14 protein-coding genes are annotated in these 15,015 nt (G+C 53.7%); 1 reads left to right on the top strand and 13 read right to left on the bottom strand.

Annotated features, from left to right (window positions below):
• Positions 1 to 92 precede the first annotated feature (92 nt).
• A complete protein-coding gene (locus ACO08I_RS28070; protein ID WP_421947795.1) occupies positions 93 to 410 on the top strand; it encodes a hypothetical protein in 318 nt (105 codons plus the stop codon).
• A gap of 26 nt (positions 411 to 436) precedes the next feature.
• On the opposite strand, the gene ACO08I_RS28075 is transcribed toward ACO08I_RS28070, so the two are convergent.
• The 13 genes from ACO08I_RS28075 to ACO08I_RS28135 all read right to left on the bottom strand — a co-directional run bounded on the left by ACO08I_RS28075 (position 437) and on the right by ACO08I_RS28135 (position 15,004).
• Positions 437 to 2,377, bottom strand: a complete 1,941-nt coding sequence (locus tag ACO08I_RS28075) for a polysaccharide biosynthesis protein (protein WP_421947796.1) — start codon at positions 2,375 to 2,377, stop codon at positions 437 to 439.
• 939 nt (positions 2,378 to 3,316) lie between these two features.
• The gene (locus ACO08I_RS28080) at positions 3,317 to 3,784 is read right to left on the bottom strand and encodes a hypothetical protein (RefSeq protein ID WP_421947797.1); all 468 of its coding nucleotides are present in this window, start codon (positions 3,782 to 3,784) and stop codon (positions 3,317 to 3,319) included.
• 269 nt (positions 3,785 to 4,053) lie between these two features.
• Positions 4,054 to 4,503: an NUDIX hydrolase gene (locus ACO08I_RS28085; protein WP_421947798.1), complete on the bottom strand. Its 450-nt coding sequence runs from the start codon at positions 4,501 to 4,503 to the stop codon at positions 4,054 to 4,056.
• 724 nt (positions 4,504 to 5,227) lie between these two features.
• Positions 5,228 to 6,373, bottom strand: coding sequence for a DegT/DnrJ/EryC1/StrS family aminotransferase (locus ACO08I_RS28090; protein WP_421947799.1), 1,146 nt, complete (start codon positions 6,371 to 6,373; stop codon positions 5,228 to 5,230).
• 9 nt (positions 6,374 to 6,382) lie between these two features.
• A complete protein-coding gene (gene wecB, locus ACO08I_RS28095) occupies positions 6,383 to 7,483 on the bottom strand; it encodes a non-hydrolyzing UDP-N-acetylglucosamine 2-epimerase (protein WP_421947800.1) in 1,101 nt (366 codons plus the stop codon).
• Between the two features lie 232 nt (positions 7,484 to 7,715).
• Positions 7,716 to 7,943 (bottom strand): DUF433 domain-containing protein, encoded by a 228-nt coding sequence (locus ACO08I_RS28100; protein ID WP_421947801.1) that lies wholly within the window; start codon positions 7,941 to 7,943, stop codon positions 7,716 to 7,718.
• Between the two features lie 364 nt (positions 7,944 to 8,307).
• Positions 8,308 to 8,688, bottom strand: a complete 381-nt coding sequence (locus ACO08I_RS28105) for a hypothetical protein (RefSeq protein ID WP_282783299.1) — start codon at positions 8,686 to 8,688, stop codon at positions 8,308 to 8,310.
• Between the two features lie 230 nt (positions 8,689 to 8,918).
• A complete protein-coding gene (fcl, locus tag ACO08I_RS28110; RefSeq protein ID WP_421947802.1) occupies positions 8,919 to 9,851 on the bottom strand; it encodes a GDP-L-fucose synthase in 933 nt (310 codons plus the stop codon).
• A 246-nt stretch (positions 9,852 to 10,097) separates the two neighbouring features.
• Positions 10,098 to 10,505 (bottom strand): GxxExxY protein, encoded by a 408-nt coding sequence (locus ACO08I_RS28115; protein ID WP_421947803.1) that lies wholly within the window; start codon positions 10,503 to 10,505, stop codon positions 10,098 to 10,100.
• Between the two features lie 449 nt (positions 10,506 to 10,954).
• Positions 10,955 to 12,079: a GDP-mannose 4,6-dehydratase gene (gene gmd, locus ACO08I_RS28120; RefSeq protein ID WP_421947804.1), complete on the bottom strand. Its 1,125-nt coding sequence runs from the start codon at positions 12,077 to 12,079 to the stop codon at positions 10,955 to 10,957.
• Positions 12,079 to 12,771 (bottom strand): YdcF family protein, encoded by a 693-nt coding sequence (locus tag ACO08I_RS28125; protein WP_421947805.1) that lies wholly within the window; start codon positions 12,769 to 12,771, stop codon positions 12,079 to 12,081. The genes gmd and ACO08I_RS28125 overlap by 1 nt, the downstream gene beginning before the upstream one ends.
• 181 nt (positions 12,772 to 12,952) lie before the next feature.
• Positions 12,953 to 14,011, bottom strand: a complete 1,059-nt coding sequence (locus ACO08I_RS28130) for a hypothetical protein (RefSeq protein ID WP_421947806.1) — start codon at positions 14,009 to 14,011, stop codon at positions 12,953 to 12,955.
• A gap of 69 nt (positions 14,012 to 14,080) precedes the next feature.
• On the bottom strand, positions 14,081 to 15,004 hold the full coding sequence (locus ACO08I_RS28135) for a sugar-transfer associated ATP-grasp domain-containing protein (RefSeq protein ID WP_421947807.1): 924 nt from the start codon (positions 15,002 to 15,004) through the stop codon (positions 14,081 to 14,083).
• Positions 15,005 to 15,015: the final 11 nt, after the last annotated feature.

Here is a 15,015-nt window from a genome sequence, read left to right on the forward strand (position 1 = left end):
TCAAACTCGCCTTAGTGCATTGTGGTCATAGGAATTGTGGGGAATAGCGTAGTGCTGGGTTTTCAGTTTGGTTGCAGGCATTGGCTCAAACAATGAGCCGTTCTTCACGGTTTTTCGCAGCCCAATCCGCTAAACGCTGCAATGCCGGGGACCAGGCGGCGTCTTCGGAGCTTGGTCTGCCGGGGCGGGGTCTTGGGGCGAGCAGTGCCGGTCGGTTGGTCTCGGAGTGCCGGTCGCTTGGTCTGCCAGGAGGCGGTCGCAAAGCGACCGTGGCATTAGGTGACGCAGCCTGGTGCTTATCCGTCCGACGTAGCTTTAGCGGAGACGGAAACCTTAACCTCAACCTCAACCTCGGCGGGGCCTGCCCGGGGCCACCCTGGACCTCGGTAGGGCTTGCCCGGAGCCTTTAACCTTTGCCCCCTTTAACCTTGAAACCTCAACCCTTCGACCCCGTACGCGGCCGGTCCAGCTCCTCAAAGTCGGAGTTTTGGCTGGTGAACTCGGGGACGAGGTCCTTCATGCAGCGGACGATCTCCCGGGGCGGTGCCCCTTCGCTGGCCAGGGCGATGAGCTGATGGATGGCCAGGGTGACCGAGTTGTGGTCGCAGGCGCGGACGCTGGCGATTTTGATCTTCTGGTGGTGGGTGGGGCGGGTGTTCTCTCCGTTGTCGAGGAGCTCCTCGTAGAGCTTCTCGCCGGGGCGAAGCCCGGATATCTTGATCTCAATCTCCTCCCCGGGGGTGAAGCCGGCCATTTGGATCATCTTCTGGGCGAGGTCGTAGATGCGGACGGGCTTGCCCATGTCGAAAATGAAAATCTCGCCTCCGTTGCCCATGGAGCCGGCCTCGAGGACGAGCTGACAGGCCTCGGGGATGGTCATGAAGTAGCGGGTGATGTCTTTGTGGGTGACCGTCACGGGCTGCCGCTTCTCTATCTGCTTCCTGAAGATGGGGATGACGGACCCGTTGGAGCCGAGGACGTTGCCGAAGCGGGTGGTGATGAATTGTGTCTCGTTGCCGCTGCGGTTGCTCAGGGATTGTACGTAGAGCTCGGCGATGCGCTTGGAGGCGCCCATGACGTTGCTGGGGTTGACGGCCTTGTCGGTGGAGACCATCACGAATTTGCCGACTTTGTACTCGGATGACAGGCGGGCCATGTTGTAGGACCCCTGTACATTGGTCTTGATGGCTTCCTCGGGGTGGTCTTCCATAATGGGCACGTGCTTGTAGGCAGCGGCGTGGAAGACGTAGTCGATGCAGTGGGACTCGAACAGGCGGCGCATGCGCTCTTCGTCCCGGACATCGGCAATGATGGTCTTCAGGCGCCTGGCTTTGATATGCTCCTGAAAGGACAGGGCGGCCTCGGCCAGGGGGGTCTCGGCTACATCAGCTCCTATCAGAAGGTGGGGCTCGAAGCGCAGGCATTGGCGGACGATCTCTTTGCCTATGGAACCGGCACAGCCGGTGACGAGGATGGTCTTGCCTTTGATGGATTGCTCAATGGCGTTCAGGCTCAGGGTGATGGGCGGACGGTTGAGGAGGTCCTCGAATTTGATGTCCCGCAGCTTGTCGACTTGCAGGTCATTCTGTATCCAGGCTTCCGTGACGGGCACTTTCTTGACCTTCACCTTGTGCTTCAGGCATTGGTCGATAAACCGGATGCGCCGCTCTTCGGCCAGGCTGGGGCCAATGGCAATGATGGCGGTCTTGATGTGGTATTTCTTAATGATGGCTTCAAAGCTTTTGTCCGGATTGTAGACCGGTATGCCGTTGAGGTGCTTGCGGTGCACTTTCTCATTGTCATCAAAGTAGGCCATCACGCGGTAGTCGTGGTTGACGTTTTGCTTCAGCACCTGATACAGCTGTGCGCCCAGTTCCCCGGCCCCAAAGATAGCGGTGTTGATACGGGAAGCGCCGTTGTGCATGCGCCCCCGGTTGACGTCAGCCAGGGTGCGCAGCGCCAGCCGGAAGCCGCCGGCGAGGGCGATGAGGACCACGGCGTCTACCACAATGATCTTCCAGTTGTCGTCGGTCTTGAGCAGCACGGGGAAGAAGAGGGTGGCGATGAAGAAGGCGGCCGAGGAGGTCAGCACTGCCAGAAAGACATTGCGGGCATCTCTCAGCCCGGCGAAGCGGATGATGATAAGATAGGTCTTGAAAATATAAAAGGACAGCCCGCGCAGGGCGAGCAGTACGATGAGCCCGGTCCCAATCAGGAAGATGCCCTGATTGTAGATGTCCATATTGTCAGTCAGCAGTAGCCCGAAGGAGAAGGACATCAATGCGGCAAACAGGTCGATGAGCAGAATCATCAACTTGGATGCGTTTCCGGATACGGCAGTGTCGTTGCCGGGGAGGTAGTGTAATGGGAGTTTCATGGGGACGTTTTGTGCTTAGGTCGTTGCGAAGATAATTGTTTTTTTGGGTTTTTCTCGGCACGGAGGCATAAAGAGCAGGGAGATTCCTGGGGGAGGTTGGGGTTGGTCTGTGGGGGGGGCTTGGGGGAGGATGAGGTTGGTCTGTGGCGGGGTCTTGGGGGAGGTTGAGGTTGGTCTGTGGCGGGGTCGGTACCGAGGTTGAGGTTGAGGGCATGGCTACGGCTGCTTGGGTCGACCGTTTGCGGTCTCCTGCCGGGGAGCGAGGGTTGGTCTTCTGGGCTGGGCCTGCCGGGGCGGTGGCTTGGGGGCGGTGGCTTGGAATTTCGAGCGTTGCCGGTCGGTGGGGCTTGTGCGCAAGTATTACATTTTCTTTTCCTGGATGAAAAGAAACAAAAATCACGGCTGTACATCGTTCTTAACGGGAAAATCGCGGAGGAGCGGCTCGTGCCTACAAACTCGCCTTGGTGCGTGGTGGGAAAATGGGGCGCGGAGAACTGCATGATGCTGTGTTTTCAGGTTGGTGGGGCGTATTGGCTCAAACAGTGTATCCACGTCACTGCGTGAACGCCGCTCCTCCGCGATTTTCCCTAAACGCTGCAAGGCCGGGGACCAGGCGGGGTCTTCGGGGCGGGGTCTGCCGGGGGTATGGCTTGGGGGCGAGCGTTGCCGGTGGGTGAGGCTGTCTCGCCCGGCGCTCTTCTTTCGCCGGGCGTGCTCGTTGGGGTGGTCCTGGAATACTAGTGTTGCTGGTCGGTGGGTTTCCGGGCTTTCACATTTCGTACCTACGGCACGAGGCATGGGTTGGTCTTGGGAGTTACCTACATTTTGCCCCTATGGGGCATTGGCTGTGGTTGGTCTCCTTGGGTTGGTCTGCCGGGGCGGGGTCTTGGGGGCGAGCGTTGCCGGTCGGTTGGTCTCGGGCTGCCGGTCGCTGGGTCGTCAGGAGGCGGTCGCAAAGCGGCCGTTGCATTGGAGGACGCAGGCTGGTGCTTCTCCGTCCGACGTAGCTTTAGCGGAGTCGGAAACCTTAACCTTAGCCTTAGCCTTGGCGGGGGAGTGCCGGGCTTTTCCTGAGGGAGGTTGAGGTTGGTCTTTGGCGGGGTCGGTGCCGAGGTTGAGGTTGAGGGCATGGCTACGGCTGCTTGGGTCGACCGTTTGCGGTCTCCTGCCGGGGAGCGAGGGTTGGTCTTCTGTGCGGGGTCTGCCGGGGCGGTGGCTTGGGGCGAGCGTTGCCGGTCGCTGGGTCGCCAGGAGGGGGTCGCAAAGCGGCCGTGCCCATGGAGGGCGCTGGCTGGTGCTGAACCTTAACCTTAACCTTAGCCTTGGCGGGGGAGTGCCGGGCTTTTCCTGAGGGAGGTTGAGGTTGGTCTTTGGCGGGGTCGGTGCCGAGGTTGAGGTTGAGGGCATGGCTACGGCTGCTTGGGTCGACCGTGTGCGGTCTCCTGCCGGGGAGCGAGGGTTGGTCTTCTGTGCGGGGTCTGCCGGGGCGGTGGCTTGGGGGCGAGTGTTGCCGGTCGCTGGGCCTTCAGGAGGCGGTCGCAAAGCGGCCGTACCCATGGAGGACGCAGCCTGGTGCTTCTCCGTCCGACGTAGCTTTAGCGGAGTCGGAAACCTCAACCTCGGCTGGGCCTGCCCGGGGCCAACCTTAACCTCGGCGAGGTCTCGCCCAGCCCAGCCTACCCCGCCTCCACCACCGACCGCAAAGCCGACCGGTAAGCTTCCGGCAACCGGAGCTGCAGGGCTTCTTCCACCGGGAAAAGGCGGAGCTCAAAATTCTCCCCGCTCAGCCGGAGGGCGCCGGCGGGGGATTGAGTGTAACATTTGTATAGGAGGACCACCACGTTGACTTGGCGCAGGATGCGCAGGGTGGTGGCTTGGAGGAGGGGGCCTACGGTGACGGCGATGCCGAGCTCTTCGTATATCTCGCGGCGCAGGCACTCGGTGAGGGACTCCCGGCCTTCGAGCTTGCCGCCGGGGAAGTCCCACTCGCCGCGCTCGTTGCGCAGGAGGATGACCTTACCGTCAATGCAGCAGATGCCTTTGACGGAAACGGGGTAGCGGCGGGCGAAGTAGTCGGAGGGGAGGAGACGGCCGAGGGTTTTAAGATAAATAGATTTTAAAGTCATCTAAATATTGGTTGTAGGATATTAGGGAGAGGCTGGGGAAAAGGTTGATGTTGAGGATAAGGTTGAGGGCTAGGATGTGGCTTCCTGGTCCGACCGTTTACGGTCTCCTACTGGGGGACGAGCAGTGCCGATAGGTTGGTCTGCCGGGAGGCGGTCGCAGAGCGTCCGTGCCCTTGGTGGGCGGCACTTGGACGCTCAACCTCAACCTTGCCTGGACGCAGCATCTAGACTAACCTTAACCTGCCTTGGCAACGGGGTAGGCTGAGGTTGGGGTTGAGGAGAAGGCTGAGGCGAGCAGGGGCGTGTTCTCTAGGCGCGCCAGCGAGCTGGCTACTGCTGCTGATGGCGGGTCCATGGAGCAGGCTTGGGATTCTTGGGCGGCGACAATAAATTGTCGCTCCCTGGAAGACCTCGGGTGGTCTCAACCTCAACCTCGCCTGGGCGCAGCCTCTAGACCAACCTCAACCTGCCTTGGCAACGGGGTAGGCTGAGGTTGAGGTTGAGGAGAAGGTTGAGGCGAGCAGGGGCGTGTTCTCTAGGCGCGCCAGCGAGCTGGCTACTGCTGCTGAGGGTGTGTCTATGGAGCAGGCTTGGGATCCTTGGGCGGCGACAATAAATTGTCGCTCCCTGGAAGACCTCGGCTGATCTCAACCTTAACCTCGCCTGGGCGCAGCCTCTAGACCAACCTCAACCTCACCCTGGACCGCTCCGCGACCCACAAGGTTTACCAGTCAGCAATAATCTGATCCAAAACTTTAAAAATAAGCTCCCAATCCCCTTCCGACATATTAGTACCTGAAGGTAAACATAGCCCGATCTCAAACAACCGCTCCGAAGTGCCATCCCCATAAAAAAGAGCCTCCTGGAAGACCGGCTGCATATGCATCGGCTTCCAAAGCGGGCGGGCTTCGATATTGTCTTTTTCGAGGGCCAGGCGGATGTCCTCGCGGGTGAGGCCTTTGTTTTGTTTGGGGTCTACCAGGATGGTGGTGAGCCAGCGGTTGCAAAAGGTGCCTTCGGGCTCGGTCGGGAATTGGATGTGGTAGCCGTGGTCTTGCCAGGTGGCGAAGTAATCCTGGTAACGCTGGAAATTGGCACGGCGCTGGGCGATGCGCTTATCGAGGACGCGCATCTGGCCGCGGCCGATGCCGGCCAGGACGTTGCTGAGGCGGTAGTTGTAGCCGACCTCGGTATGCTGATAGTGGGGGGCGGGGTCGCGGGCCTGTGTGGCCAGGAAGCGGGCTCGTTGGATGAGGGCTTCGTCCCGGGAGACTAAGGCGCCGCCGCCGCTTGTGGTGATGATCTTGTTGCCGTTAAAGGAGTAGACGCCGAGCTTGCCGAAGGTGCCGGTGTGCTGGCCGTGGAGGGTGGCGCCGAGGCTTTCGGCGGCGTCTTCGATGATGGGGATGTCAAAGTTGTCGCAGAGGCGGACGATCTCGTCCATCTTGGCGGGGGTGCCGTAGAGGTGGACGGGGATGCAGGCTTTGGGGCGGATGCCCTGACGGTGTAAGTCTGCTATGGCTTCCTGAAGATGGGCGGGGCTCATGTTCCAGGTGTTGGGCTCGGAGTCGATGAAGACGGGCTTCGCACCCATGTATAAAATGGGGTTGGCGGAGCCGCAGAAGGTGAAGCTCTGACAGAGGACGTAGTCGCCGGGCTGTACATCCAACAGCCGCAGGGCGATGTGGATGGCGGCGGTGCCGGAGGACAGGGCGGCGGCGTAAGCGACCTTATTGTAGTCCTGCAGGTCGGCTTCGAAGCCATCAACGTTGGGGCCAAGGGGGGCGATCCAGTTGGTGTCGAAGGCTTGGTGGACGAAGTGGAGTTCTTCCTGACCTAAATGGGGGCTGGAGAGGTATATTTTATTCATGGGCATTGATTACGCTGATATATTTCCTAATTTTTTTAAAATTTCAGCGATGCGTTTACCTGTTTTCCCATCCCATTTTTCAGGAATTGATCCGGTTTTCCAGGTATTGTTGAAAACGCGTTCCAAAGCAGGGGCTATTTTTGCCGGGTCAGTTCCAACCAGTTCATTGGTTCCTTCTGTGATGGTTTCCGGGCGCTCCGTATTATCTCTGAGGGTTATACAAGGTACGCCCATTACCGTTGTTTCTTCGGTGATACCACCGGAGTCTGTTAAAACGGCCTTGCTGTTTTCCACCAGATAATTGAACTCCAAATACGGAAGTGGCCCGATTAAATGGAGGTTATCAGCTTCAATACCTAACCGGTCAAGCATTTTAGCGGTACGAGGGTGAACTGGAAAGACAACCGGTAGCCCATGTACATTATTAAGAATAGCCTCCATGAACCGTTTTAGCTTTTGCTCTTCATCTACATTGGCCGGACGGTGCATTGTCATGACGATGTACTGACCTTTTTCTAGTTTCGCTTCCTCCCAAATGGGAGGTGGGGTAAAGCGGGGGCGGTTTTTGAGCAAAGTATCAATCATGGTATTGCCAACGAAAAAGATGCGCTCCTCTGAGATACCAGCCTTCCGGAGGTTGTTATTTGCAACTTCCGAAGTAGTGAAAAAATAGTCTGTAATACTGTCCGTTACCATACGGTTGATCTCCTCAGGCATGGTGAGATCGTAGGAGCGTATGCCTGCTTCGACATGAGCAACTTTCATCCCTAACTTTTTGGCAACGATGGAGCAGGCCATAGTGGAGGTCACATCTCCCACTACAAGGCATAAATCCGCGGGTGTTTCCAAAAGCAGCTTTTCGTAGCGGGTCATGATGCGTGCCGTTTGCTCAGCCTGAGTACCGGATCGGGCATCAAGGTTGACATCTGGCTCCGGAATGCCTAGTTGCTCAAAGAAGTCAGCACTCATTTTTTTGTCGTAGTGCTGACCCGTATGAATTAGGCGATAAGTCAGCCTGTTCTGCTCCGGATCTGTATGTTTTATAGCTTCAATGATGGGAGCAATTTTCATGAAATTTGGTCTTGCTCCGGCAATAATATCGATTTTCAAAGGGTCTTGTTTTTAGGTTGATTTATTGATTTGATGGGGTTGTTTTTATCACTGAGGCGCATTAGGCACTTAGGGGGGAACCATGGAGTTTTACCACTAAGGCACAAGAGGCACTAAGGGCACTAAGGGGTTACTAAGTGGAGCTTACTGCCTAAGAGATGCTAATATAACATCTCTAAACAATTTCCAAAAAGCCATGTTCCGCACTTTCATATCGAGCAATAGCTTCATTTTACGCGGCAATGATTTGCGTGATTTGCTCCCGGTGCGCCGCAAATGCCAGGGCGGCTAGAAGGTGCTCTTTGGTTAGCAAGGGAAAATCTTCAAGTATTTCTTCATAACTCATACCGGAGGCCAACCATCCTAGTATATCTGAAACCGTAATACGGGTGCCCTTTATGCAGGGTTTGCCGAAACGGATATTGGAATCTATGCTGATATGTTCCTTATAGTTATTCATAATTAATCCTATTTCTATTGTTTTTGAAAACCTCCGCTTTTGTATACTGACGATTAAGTGGTTTGCCACAGCAAACCTACTCAATGTCAGCATTTACGCTGGGAAGTGGCTTGCTACGATGTCGCAAACCACTTCGTATTGCGTATAAGATAGTTCTTTGGCAGGAACCTTTTACCTCTTAAGCCCGACTTTTTATGTTTATCGGGTTTCTGGCTAGATTTTGGTGATGGGCTGCGGGGGCGGTACAGGCTCGTTGCGTTAACCTTTCTCTTACCACTGAGGCACTGAGGGCACTAAAGGGTTAAGCCTTCTTTCTAAGTGCAGCTTACTGACTACCACTCCACGCCGCACAACCAGCAATACCTCAACCTTTCCTAAGCCGCTGCTCAGTACGGTAAAAATTCACTAGCAGCTGTTCGAGGAGCTGGCTGGTAGGAATGGACTGCTGTTCTAACCAATATTTAATCTCCGGGTCTAGCTGCAGGCGGACGTTCAGGGCTGCTTCGGCTTCCGCAAGGCCATCGGTAGCCACTGGTGTCCATTCGCCTTCGAAAGCTTCGTCTTCAGCAATAGCCTCATCATCGTAGTAGATGCTTTCCTCGGGCACGTCTACCCCGGCTTTGGCAAGCTGCATCGCCTCCAGGGCTTCGACTTTATGATCGGTAAAATCCACTTGGTAGCCTTGTAATGGCTCTTCGGCCCTGGCTCTTTGCAGGGCTTCGGCTACGGTTAGTTTAGTTTTCATCGTTTTTGTGCTCATCCCATTCAAATTTTGGCATAGCGGTAGGGATTGATATTGTCTAATAAACCTTCTTTTCCGGGGAGTAGTTCCGGGGGGAGTAGTTTTTTGGGGCTCACGCGGCGATAGCTGCGAAGCAACGGTTCGCTACGTGGTTTGGTGATGGGCTGCGGAGACGGTACCATCACGTTGCGAGTCTTTGCTGCGTTGCGCTCGTGGCGTGAACCCTTACATTACTAGTACCACTCCTCACTTTTCAACCCCTCATACACCCGCTCAATCCCCTCCCGCAGCCCAATCCGCGCCGTCCAGCCAGCCGCTTTCAGTTTGCTGACGTCCATGAGCTTGCGGGGCGTGCCATCGGGTTTGGAAAGGTCGTGTTCCAGTTTTCCTTCGTAGCCGACGATGTCTTTGATGAGCAGGGCCAGGTCTTTGATGGGGATGTCTTCTCCGGTGCCGATGTTGACGAGCCCGGGCTCATTGTAGGTCTGCATGAGGTAGTAGCAGGCGTCCGCCAGGTCGTCTACGTGGAGGAACTCCCGCTTTGGGGAGCCGGTGCCCCAGATCGTCACGGCTTCGTCCCCGCGCTTCTTCGCTTCATGGAATTTGCGGATGAGGGCGGGCAGCACGTGGGATTTCTCCAAATCATAGTTGTCATTGGGCCCGTACAGGTTGGTGGGCATGACGGAGATGTAGTTGCAGCCGTATTGATGGCGGTAGGCGTCGCAGAGCTTGATGCCGGCAATCTTGGCAATGGCATAGGGCTCATTGGTGGGCTCTAGTTCTCCGGTGAGGAGATAGTCTTCCTTCAGTGGCTGTGGGGCCATCTTGGGGTAGATGCAGCTGGAGCCGAGGAATAGCAGCTTTTCCACGCCGTTGTCCTTCGCGGCGTTGATGACGTTGTTTTGTATCATCAGGTTGTCGTAGAGGAATTCGCCCCGGTAGGTGTTGTTGGCGAGGATGCCTCCTACTTTGGCGGCGGCTAGGAAGACGTGGGTGGGCTTTTCGGTTTGGAAGAAGTGGTTGACGGCGGCTTGGTTGCGGAGGTCGAGTTCTTTGCTGGTGCGGGTGATAATGTTTTCGTGGCCTTCGGCTTTTAGTTTGCGGGCCAGGGCGGAGCCTACCATGCCTCGGTGGCCGGCTATGTAGATTTTTGATTGGTTATTCATGGATGTTTTTTTCACGCGGTGGTTTGTTTTTTCACGCAGAGCCGCAAAGGGACGCAGTGGTTCGCGGAGGTGTTTTTTTGTGTTTTTTACGCGGTGTTGCGAAGGGTTGCAGTGGTTCGCGGTGGTTTTTTTGTTTTTTCACGCAGAGCCGCAAAGGGACGCAGTGGTTCGCGGTGTTTTTTTTGTTTTTTTCACGCGGTGGGGCTACGGATCGCAGTAGCTCGCGGCGGGTTTGATTTGAATCAACTAAATTGAGTATTCAGGATGGTCATTATTGTTTAGATTGTTGACGATTCTGGATACGCCATTCTTTAGCCGATCTTCGTTAAAATTGATCAGTAGACCAAGTCTTCGGTTCGTGAGACGCAGATACGTTAGTACTTGCTTTTTGTGTACAGGTAGAATTTTTTCTACGGACTTTAATTCTACAATTACTTTGCCTCCGACTAGCAGATCAATAATGAATCCTGGCTCATCCTGTATGTATTCATCCGTAATGCGCACGGTATGTTGCCGTAATACAGAAAGACCCCGACTCAATAACCTGCCTTCCAAAGCAGATTCATAAACTCGCTCGAAAACGCCCGGACCATAATGGGTATGCACGGCAAAAGCTTCATCCAAAATGATAGTGGCTATTCCGTTTTCATGCATAGCACCTGATTTTCGTAGCGATCTTCCGCGAGACCTCCGCGCCCGCTGCGTGAAAAACGCCCGGACCATAATGGGTATGCACGGCAAAAGCTTCATCCAAAATGATAGTGGCTATTTCGTTTTCATGCATAGCACCTGATCTTCGTAGCGATCTTCCGCGAGACCTCCGCGCCCGCTGCGTGAAAAACGCCCGGACCATAATGGGTATGCACGGCAAAAGCTTCATCCAAAATGATAGTGGCTATTTCGTTTTCATGCATAGCACCTGATCTTCGTAGCGATTCTCTGCGAGACCTCCGCGCCCGCTGCGTGAAAAACGCCCGGACCATAATGGGTATGCACGGCAAAAGCTTCATCCAAAATGATAGTGGCTATTTCGTTTTCATGCATAGCACCTGATCTTCGTAGCGATTCTCTGCGAGACCTCCGCGCCCGCTGCGTGAAATCCCCTATTCGAATTCATTTTTTACCTCAAACCCAGCCGCCTTCAACACCTGATCCCTCTTAAACAGATCCAAGTCCGCCGCCACCATCTCACTACACAGCGCCTGCAAGTCATAAGACGGCTCCCAGCCCAGCTTGGCCTTGGCTTTGGAAGGGTCACCAATGAGGAGGTCCACCTCGGTCGGGCGGAAGTATTGCGGGTCTACGGCGACGACCTCGCTGCCGACTTGCAGGGCGTACTCCGGATTGGAACTGCTGCTGACGATGCCGACCTCGTTGACGCCTTCGCCTTTGAACTCCAGCTCCACGCCGATCTCCCGGAAGCTCATGCGGACGAAGTCGCGCACGCTCGTGGTGACGCCGGTGGCCAGGACGAAGTCCTCTGCCTGATCCTGCTGCAGCATGAGGTACATGCCCTTGACGTAGTCTTTGGCATGGCCCCAGTCGCGCTTGGCATCCATGTTGCCGAGGAAGACTTTGTCTTGAAGCCCGAGGGCGATCTTGGCGACGGCGCGGGTGATCTTGCGGGTGACGAAGGTCTCGCCCCGCAGGGGGCTCTCGTGGTTGAAGAGGATACCGTTGCAGGCGTACATATTGTAGGCCTCGCGGTAGTTGACGGTAATCCAGTAGGCGTAGAGCTTGGCGACAGCGTAGGGGGAGCGGGGGTAGAAGGGGGTGGTTTCCCGCTGTGGGACTTCCTGTACGAGGCCGTATAGCTCGGAAGTAGAAGCCTGATAGAAGCGGGTCTTCTCCTGCAAGCCGAGGATGCGGATGGCTTCGAGGATGCGGGTGGTACCGAGCCCATCGGCATCGGCGGCGTACTCGGGGGCGTCGAAGCTGACCTGTACGTGAGACATGGCACCAAGGTTGTAAATTTCATCCGGCTGTACTTCCTGTATGATGCGGATGAGGTTGGTGCTGTCGGTCAGATCGCCGTAGTGGAGGATGAAGCGGAGGTCTTCCTCATGGGGGTCCTGATACAGGTGGTCGATGCGGGCGGTGTTGAAAAGGGACGCGCGGCGCTTGATGCCGTGGACTTCGTAGCCTTTCTCCAGAAGGAGTTCACTGAGGTAGGCGCCGTCTTGGCCGGTGATGCCGGTGATTAGGGCTTTTTTCTTTTGATTGCTCATTACGAATCCTTTTGTGTTTTAGCGCGAGGAGCTGCTTTTTTGTTGCTTCCTCTGGTTTTTATCCTGGCGTAGATCATGCCTGCCCACTCGTGCAGTAGGGCAGCTGTAATTTCAATCTTTCGGGTTGATGGTTTCCAATTATATGGCGAATCTTCGGGATCGATTTTGACGCAGTGATCAGTTGGAGCTGAAATAGCATTGATACCATTTGCCTTAAACCAAAAAAGTGCTCTTGGCATATGCAAGGCACTTGTGACGAGGATAACTGTTGACTGATTCCCGAAACGGTTAAAGTAAGCCAACGCTTCAGATTCCGTATTGAACGGAGTAGTGTTTTGAAGGGTGTCACTTGGACTAACACCCATTGCGACAGCAGTATTCATTACTATCTTTGCCTGTGGGGTGCGTTTTTCCTTTGCATTTCCGGAACCGATTAACCTTGCTTTAGGGTGCTGACGGTAGAGCCTTATCCCTTCTGATAAACGGGAAAGTGTTGTGGTTGAAAGTTGATTGTTTGGTGGGAGTTTAGGATCGGTGCTTGAGCCAGCTCCTAAAATAAGGATATGCGGAGATCGTAGCGTATCTGGAATTGTCCATAGTGATGGGTACTGTGACTCTTCAAGTTTCGCCAAGTAAACAGGCAAAGGAGATATAGAAACCATAAGGAGCCAGAAAACTGCATACAGTACCAAATAAAAGCTGAGTTTACTCTCTTTTCGCCAGTAACAGAATAGACTCAATAATAAAATAACCCAGAAATGGCTTAGCGGGTTAAGAAAGATGTGAACAAAAGATCTCAAGTTAGAAAGGGTGCTTCATCAAAACAACAAAATAATCAAAGCACAAAATTTAGTTATATCTTAACTATTGCTCCTAATGTTTTAAGTCTCTTTCATTCATTAAAATAGGTTCGGCATCAACGTCTCTTAGGAATATCGTACCAGGTTCAAACTCATACATTTTATAATTTCTATCGAAAGTAGAATCATCATTCATCAAGCTAACGATATCTTCAGAAAAGTTTGCTCCGGTTTTTGCGAAGCTGTAATTGAATGCTACCATACGCACATTGATCTCAGTAAGGTATGGTGTGCCATTTTCATCTTCTTTAAAATCAGCTGTGAAAAAACCATGTTTAGGGGCTTTAGCATGAGTAAACATCCGGTCCATCAGCTTACTAGCTCTGTGTACAAGATCGGGCTCATTGATTAAACGGCCAAAGGATGTATTACCAGTAATGCCCGAGGGCGCTACCTTTGACATAATATAGTTGACTCGCTCCGCACAGGCAGCTCGAAGTAGTTTTCCTTCAAAATAGAGCAGTTTGCAGGCCAGGTTACGCCCTGGCAGATACTGACTGCCGATGAATTGCTTCACATTAGGGTTGATGTGAAGCCAATTTCGAAGCGCCGCTTCGTTTTCTACCTTTAATGACCCTAAGCCACTGGATCCAGAAGTAGCTCTTATCCAAAATGGATAGCCTAAAGCCTTAACTGCTTCATAAATATTATTGCTATCTGGATCAATTATTACAGAGGGGGGTACCCAGCCTGTATCTTTAAGGATATCCGTCATAATCCCTTTATCAGTCAGCTGCTGCGCTAAGGCATAACTAGGCAGCAGTGCTTTGCAGGGTAGCGCGCTTTCCTCGGCACGCTTGGTCCATGCAAGCACTTCGAGCTCCGGCTGTACCAACGCCATTTCAATGTCATGCGCTTCAATAATCCGCTCCATCTCGGGCCAATATTTAGGATGCCCTGCCGGAGGAACGAGGTAAGTTTTGTTGTAGAGAGTCGAATCGTATAAATCCCGAGCATATGGATTTATATCGGTGCCTACGAGTTCATATTGGCTATAGCGGCTGCACCAGCGTAGGGAGCGGGCAATGCTCCGGGGAGTGGGGCCGCCGATGCCGTTGATGAGGATGTTCAAGGTTAAAGTTGAAAGTTTAAAGGTTAAAGTATGCCAAGGCAGAAATAGTGTAAGTTTAAATCCAAACAGTTATTGCTGTAGTTCTTTCGTAAAGGATTCTAGAATTGGTTTTAGACCTTTTTTCACAGGTAATTGCCACAGCAGTTTACACCAATCATGGTTGCCCTCAATGAGCTCCGGCCCGTCATCGGTGATTGCTACGTCCCAGCCAATGGAACGGTTACGGGTATCGAGCAATGCAGCAGATTTGCACATATCGAGCGTCTCCTGCCAGTAAGGGATTTGAAAGCCAACAATATCTACACCCGTAATTGGATGTTGATACTCATCGGACCTTGTGATATCGCTGTAGACGCCGGGACCGTTGACCTTACCTGTGTTCGAGTCGATGGAAGCAGCTATATTGCCGGCAGCCAAGTTGTCGACAGCAGAATTGACCGAGATGCGTAAGCGGGTGCCGATGATATGAACTTGATCGTTTTTATCTAACTGAGTGATGATACGGACAGTATTTAAGCCGGATGGTGAAAGTCTCATTAGGTCAGGATGCTGGGTGACAAAGGCTTCCACAAAATCATTGCCAGTTGCTTTAAGTCGCTGTACCAAAGAAGTGGGAGTGAAATCCCGGCTTTGCCGGACTTCGATGCCGCGACCACACTGCCCATCAGAGCTTTTGAGGACAATTTTTCCGGACGGATTCTTTAGCAGTTCGTGACTCTTTTCTGGATGATTTTCCAATTCTTCAAGGGTTAGGAACTCGTGCCGAACAAAATCCCGATATTTTTCCAGAAACTGCGTTTTATCGGCTAGTGTTGCTCGGTATACTGGAGGGTTCAGTCGGCGCTGGTACTCATACATGTAGCCGGTGCCAGCGTAAGTATCACGTTTATTATTCTGAAGCTCATAAAATCGGAATTGATAATACTCCTCAATCGAAATATTGTAGCGGAATACAGAGCGGATGGAATGATACCACTGCGATATCAAAGACAAGTGAGATGTTT

It is taken from the genome of Phaeodactylibacter xiamenensis (assembly GCF_965229835.1).
Classification (GTDB): Bacteria; Bacteroidota; Bacteroidia; order Chitinophagales; family Saprospiraceae; genus Phaeodactylibacter; species Phaeodactylibacter xiamenensis.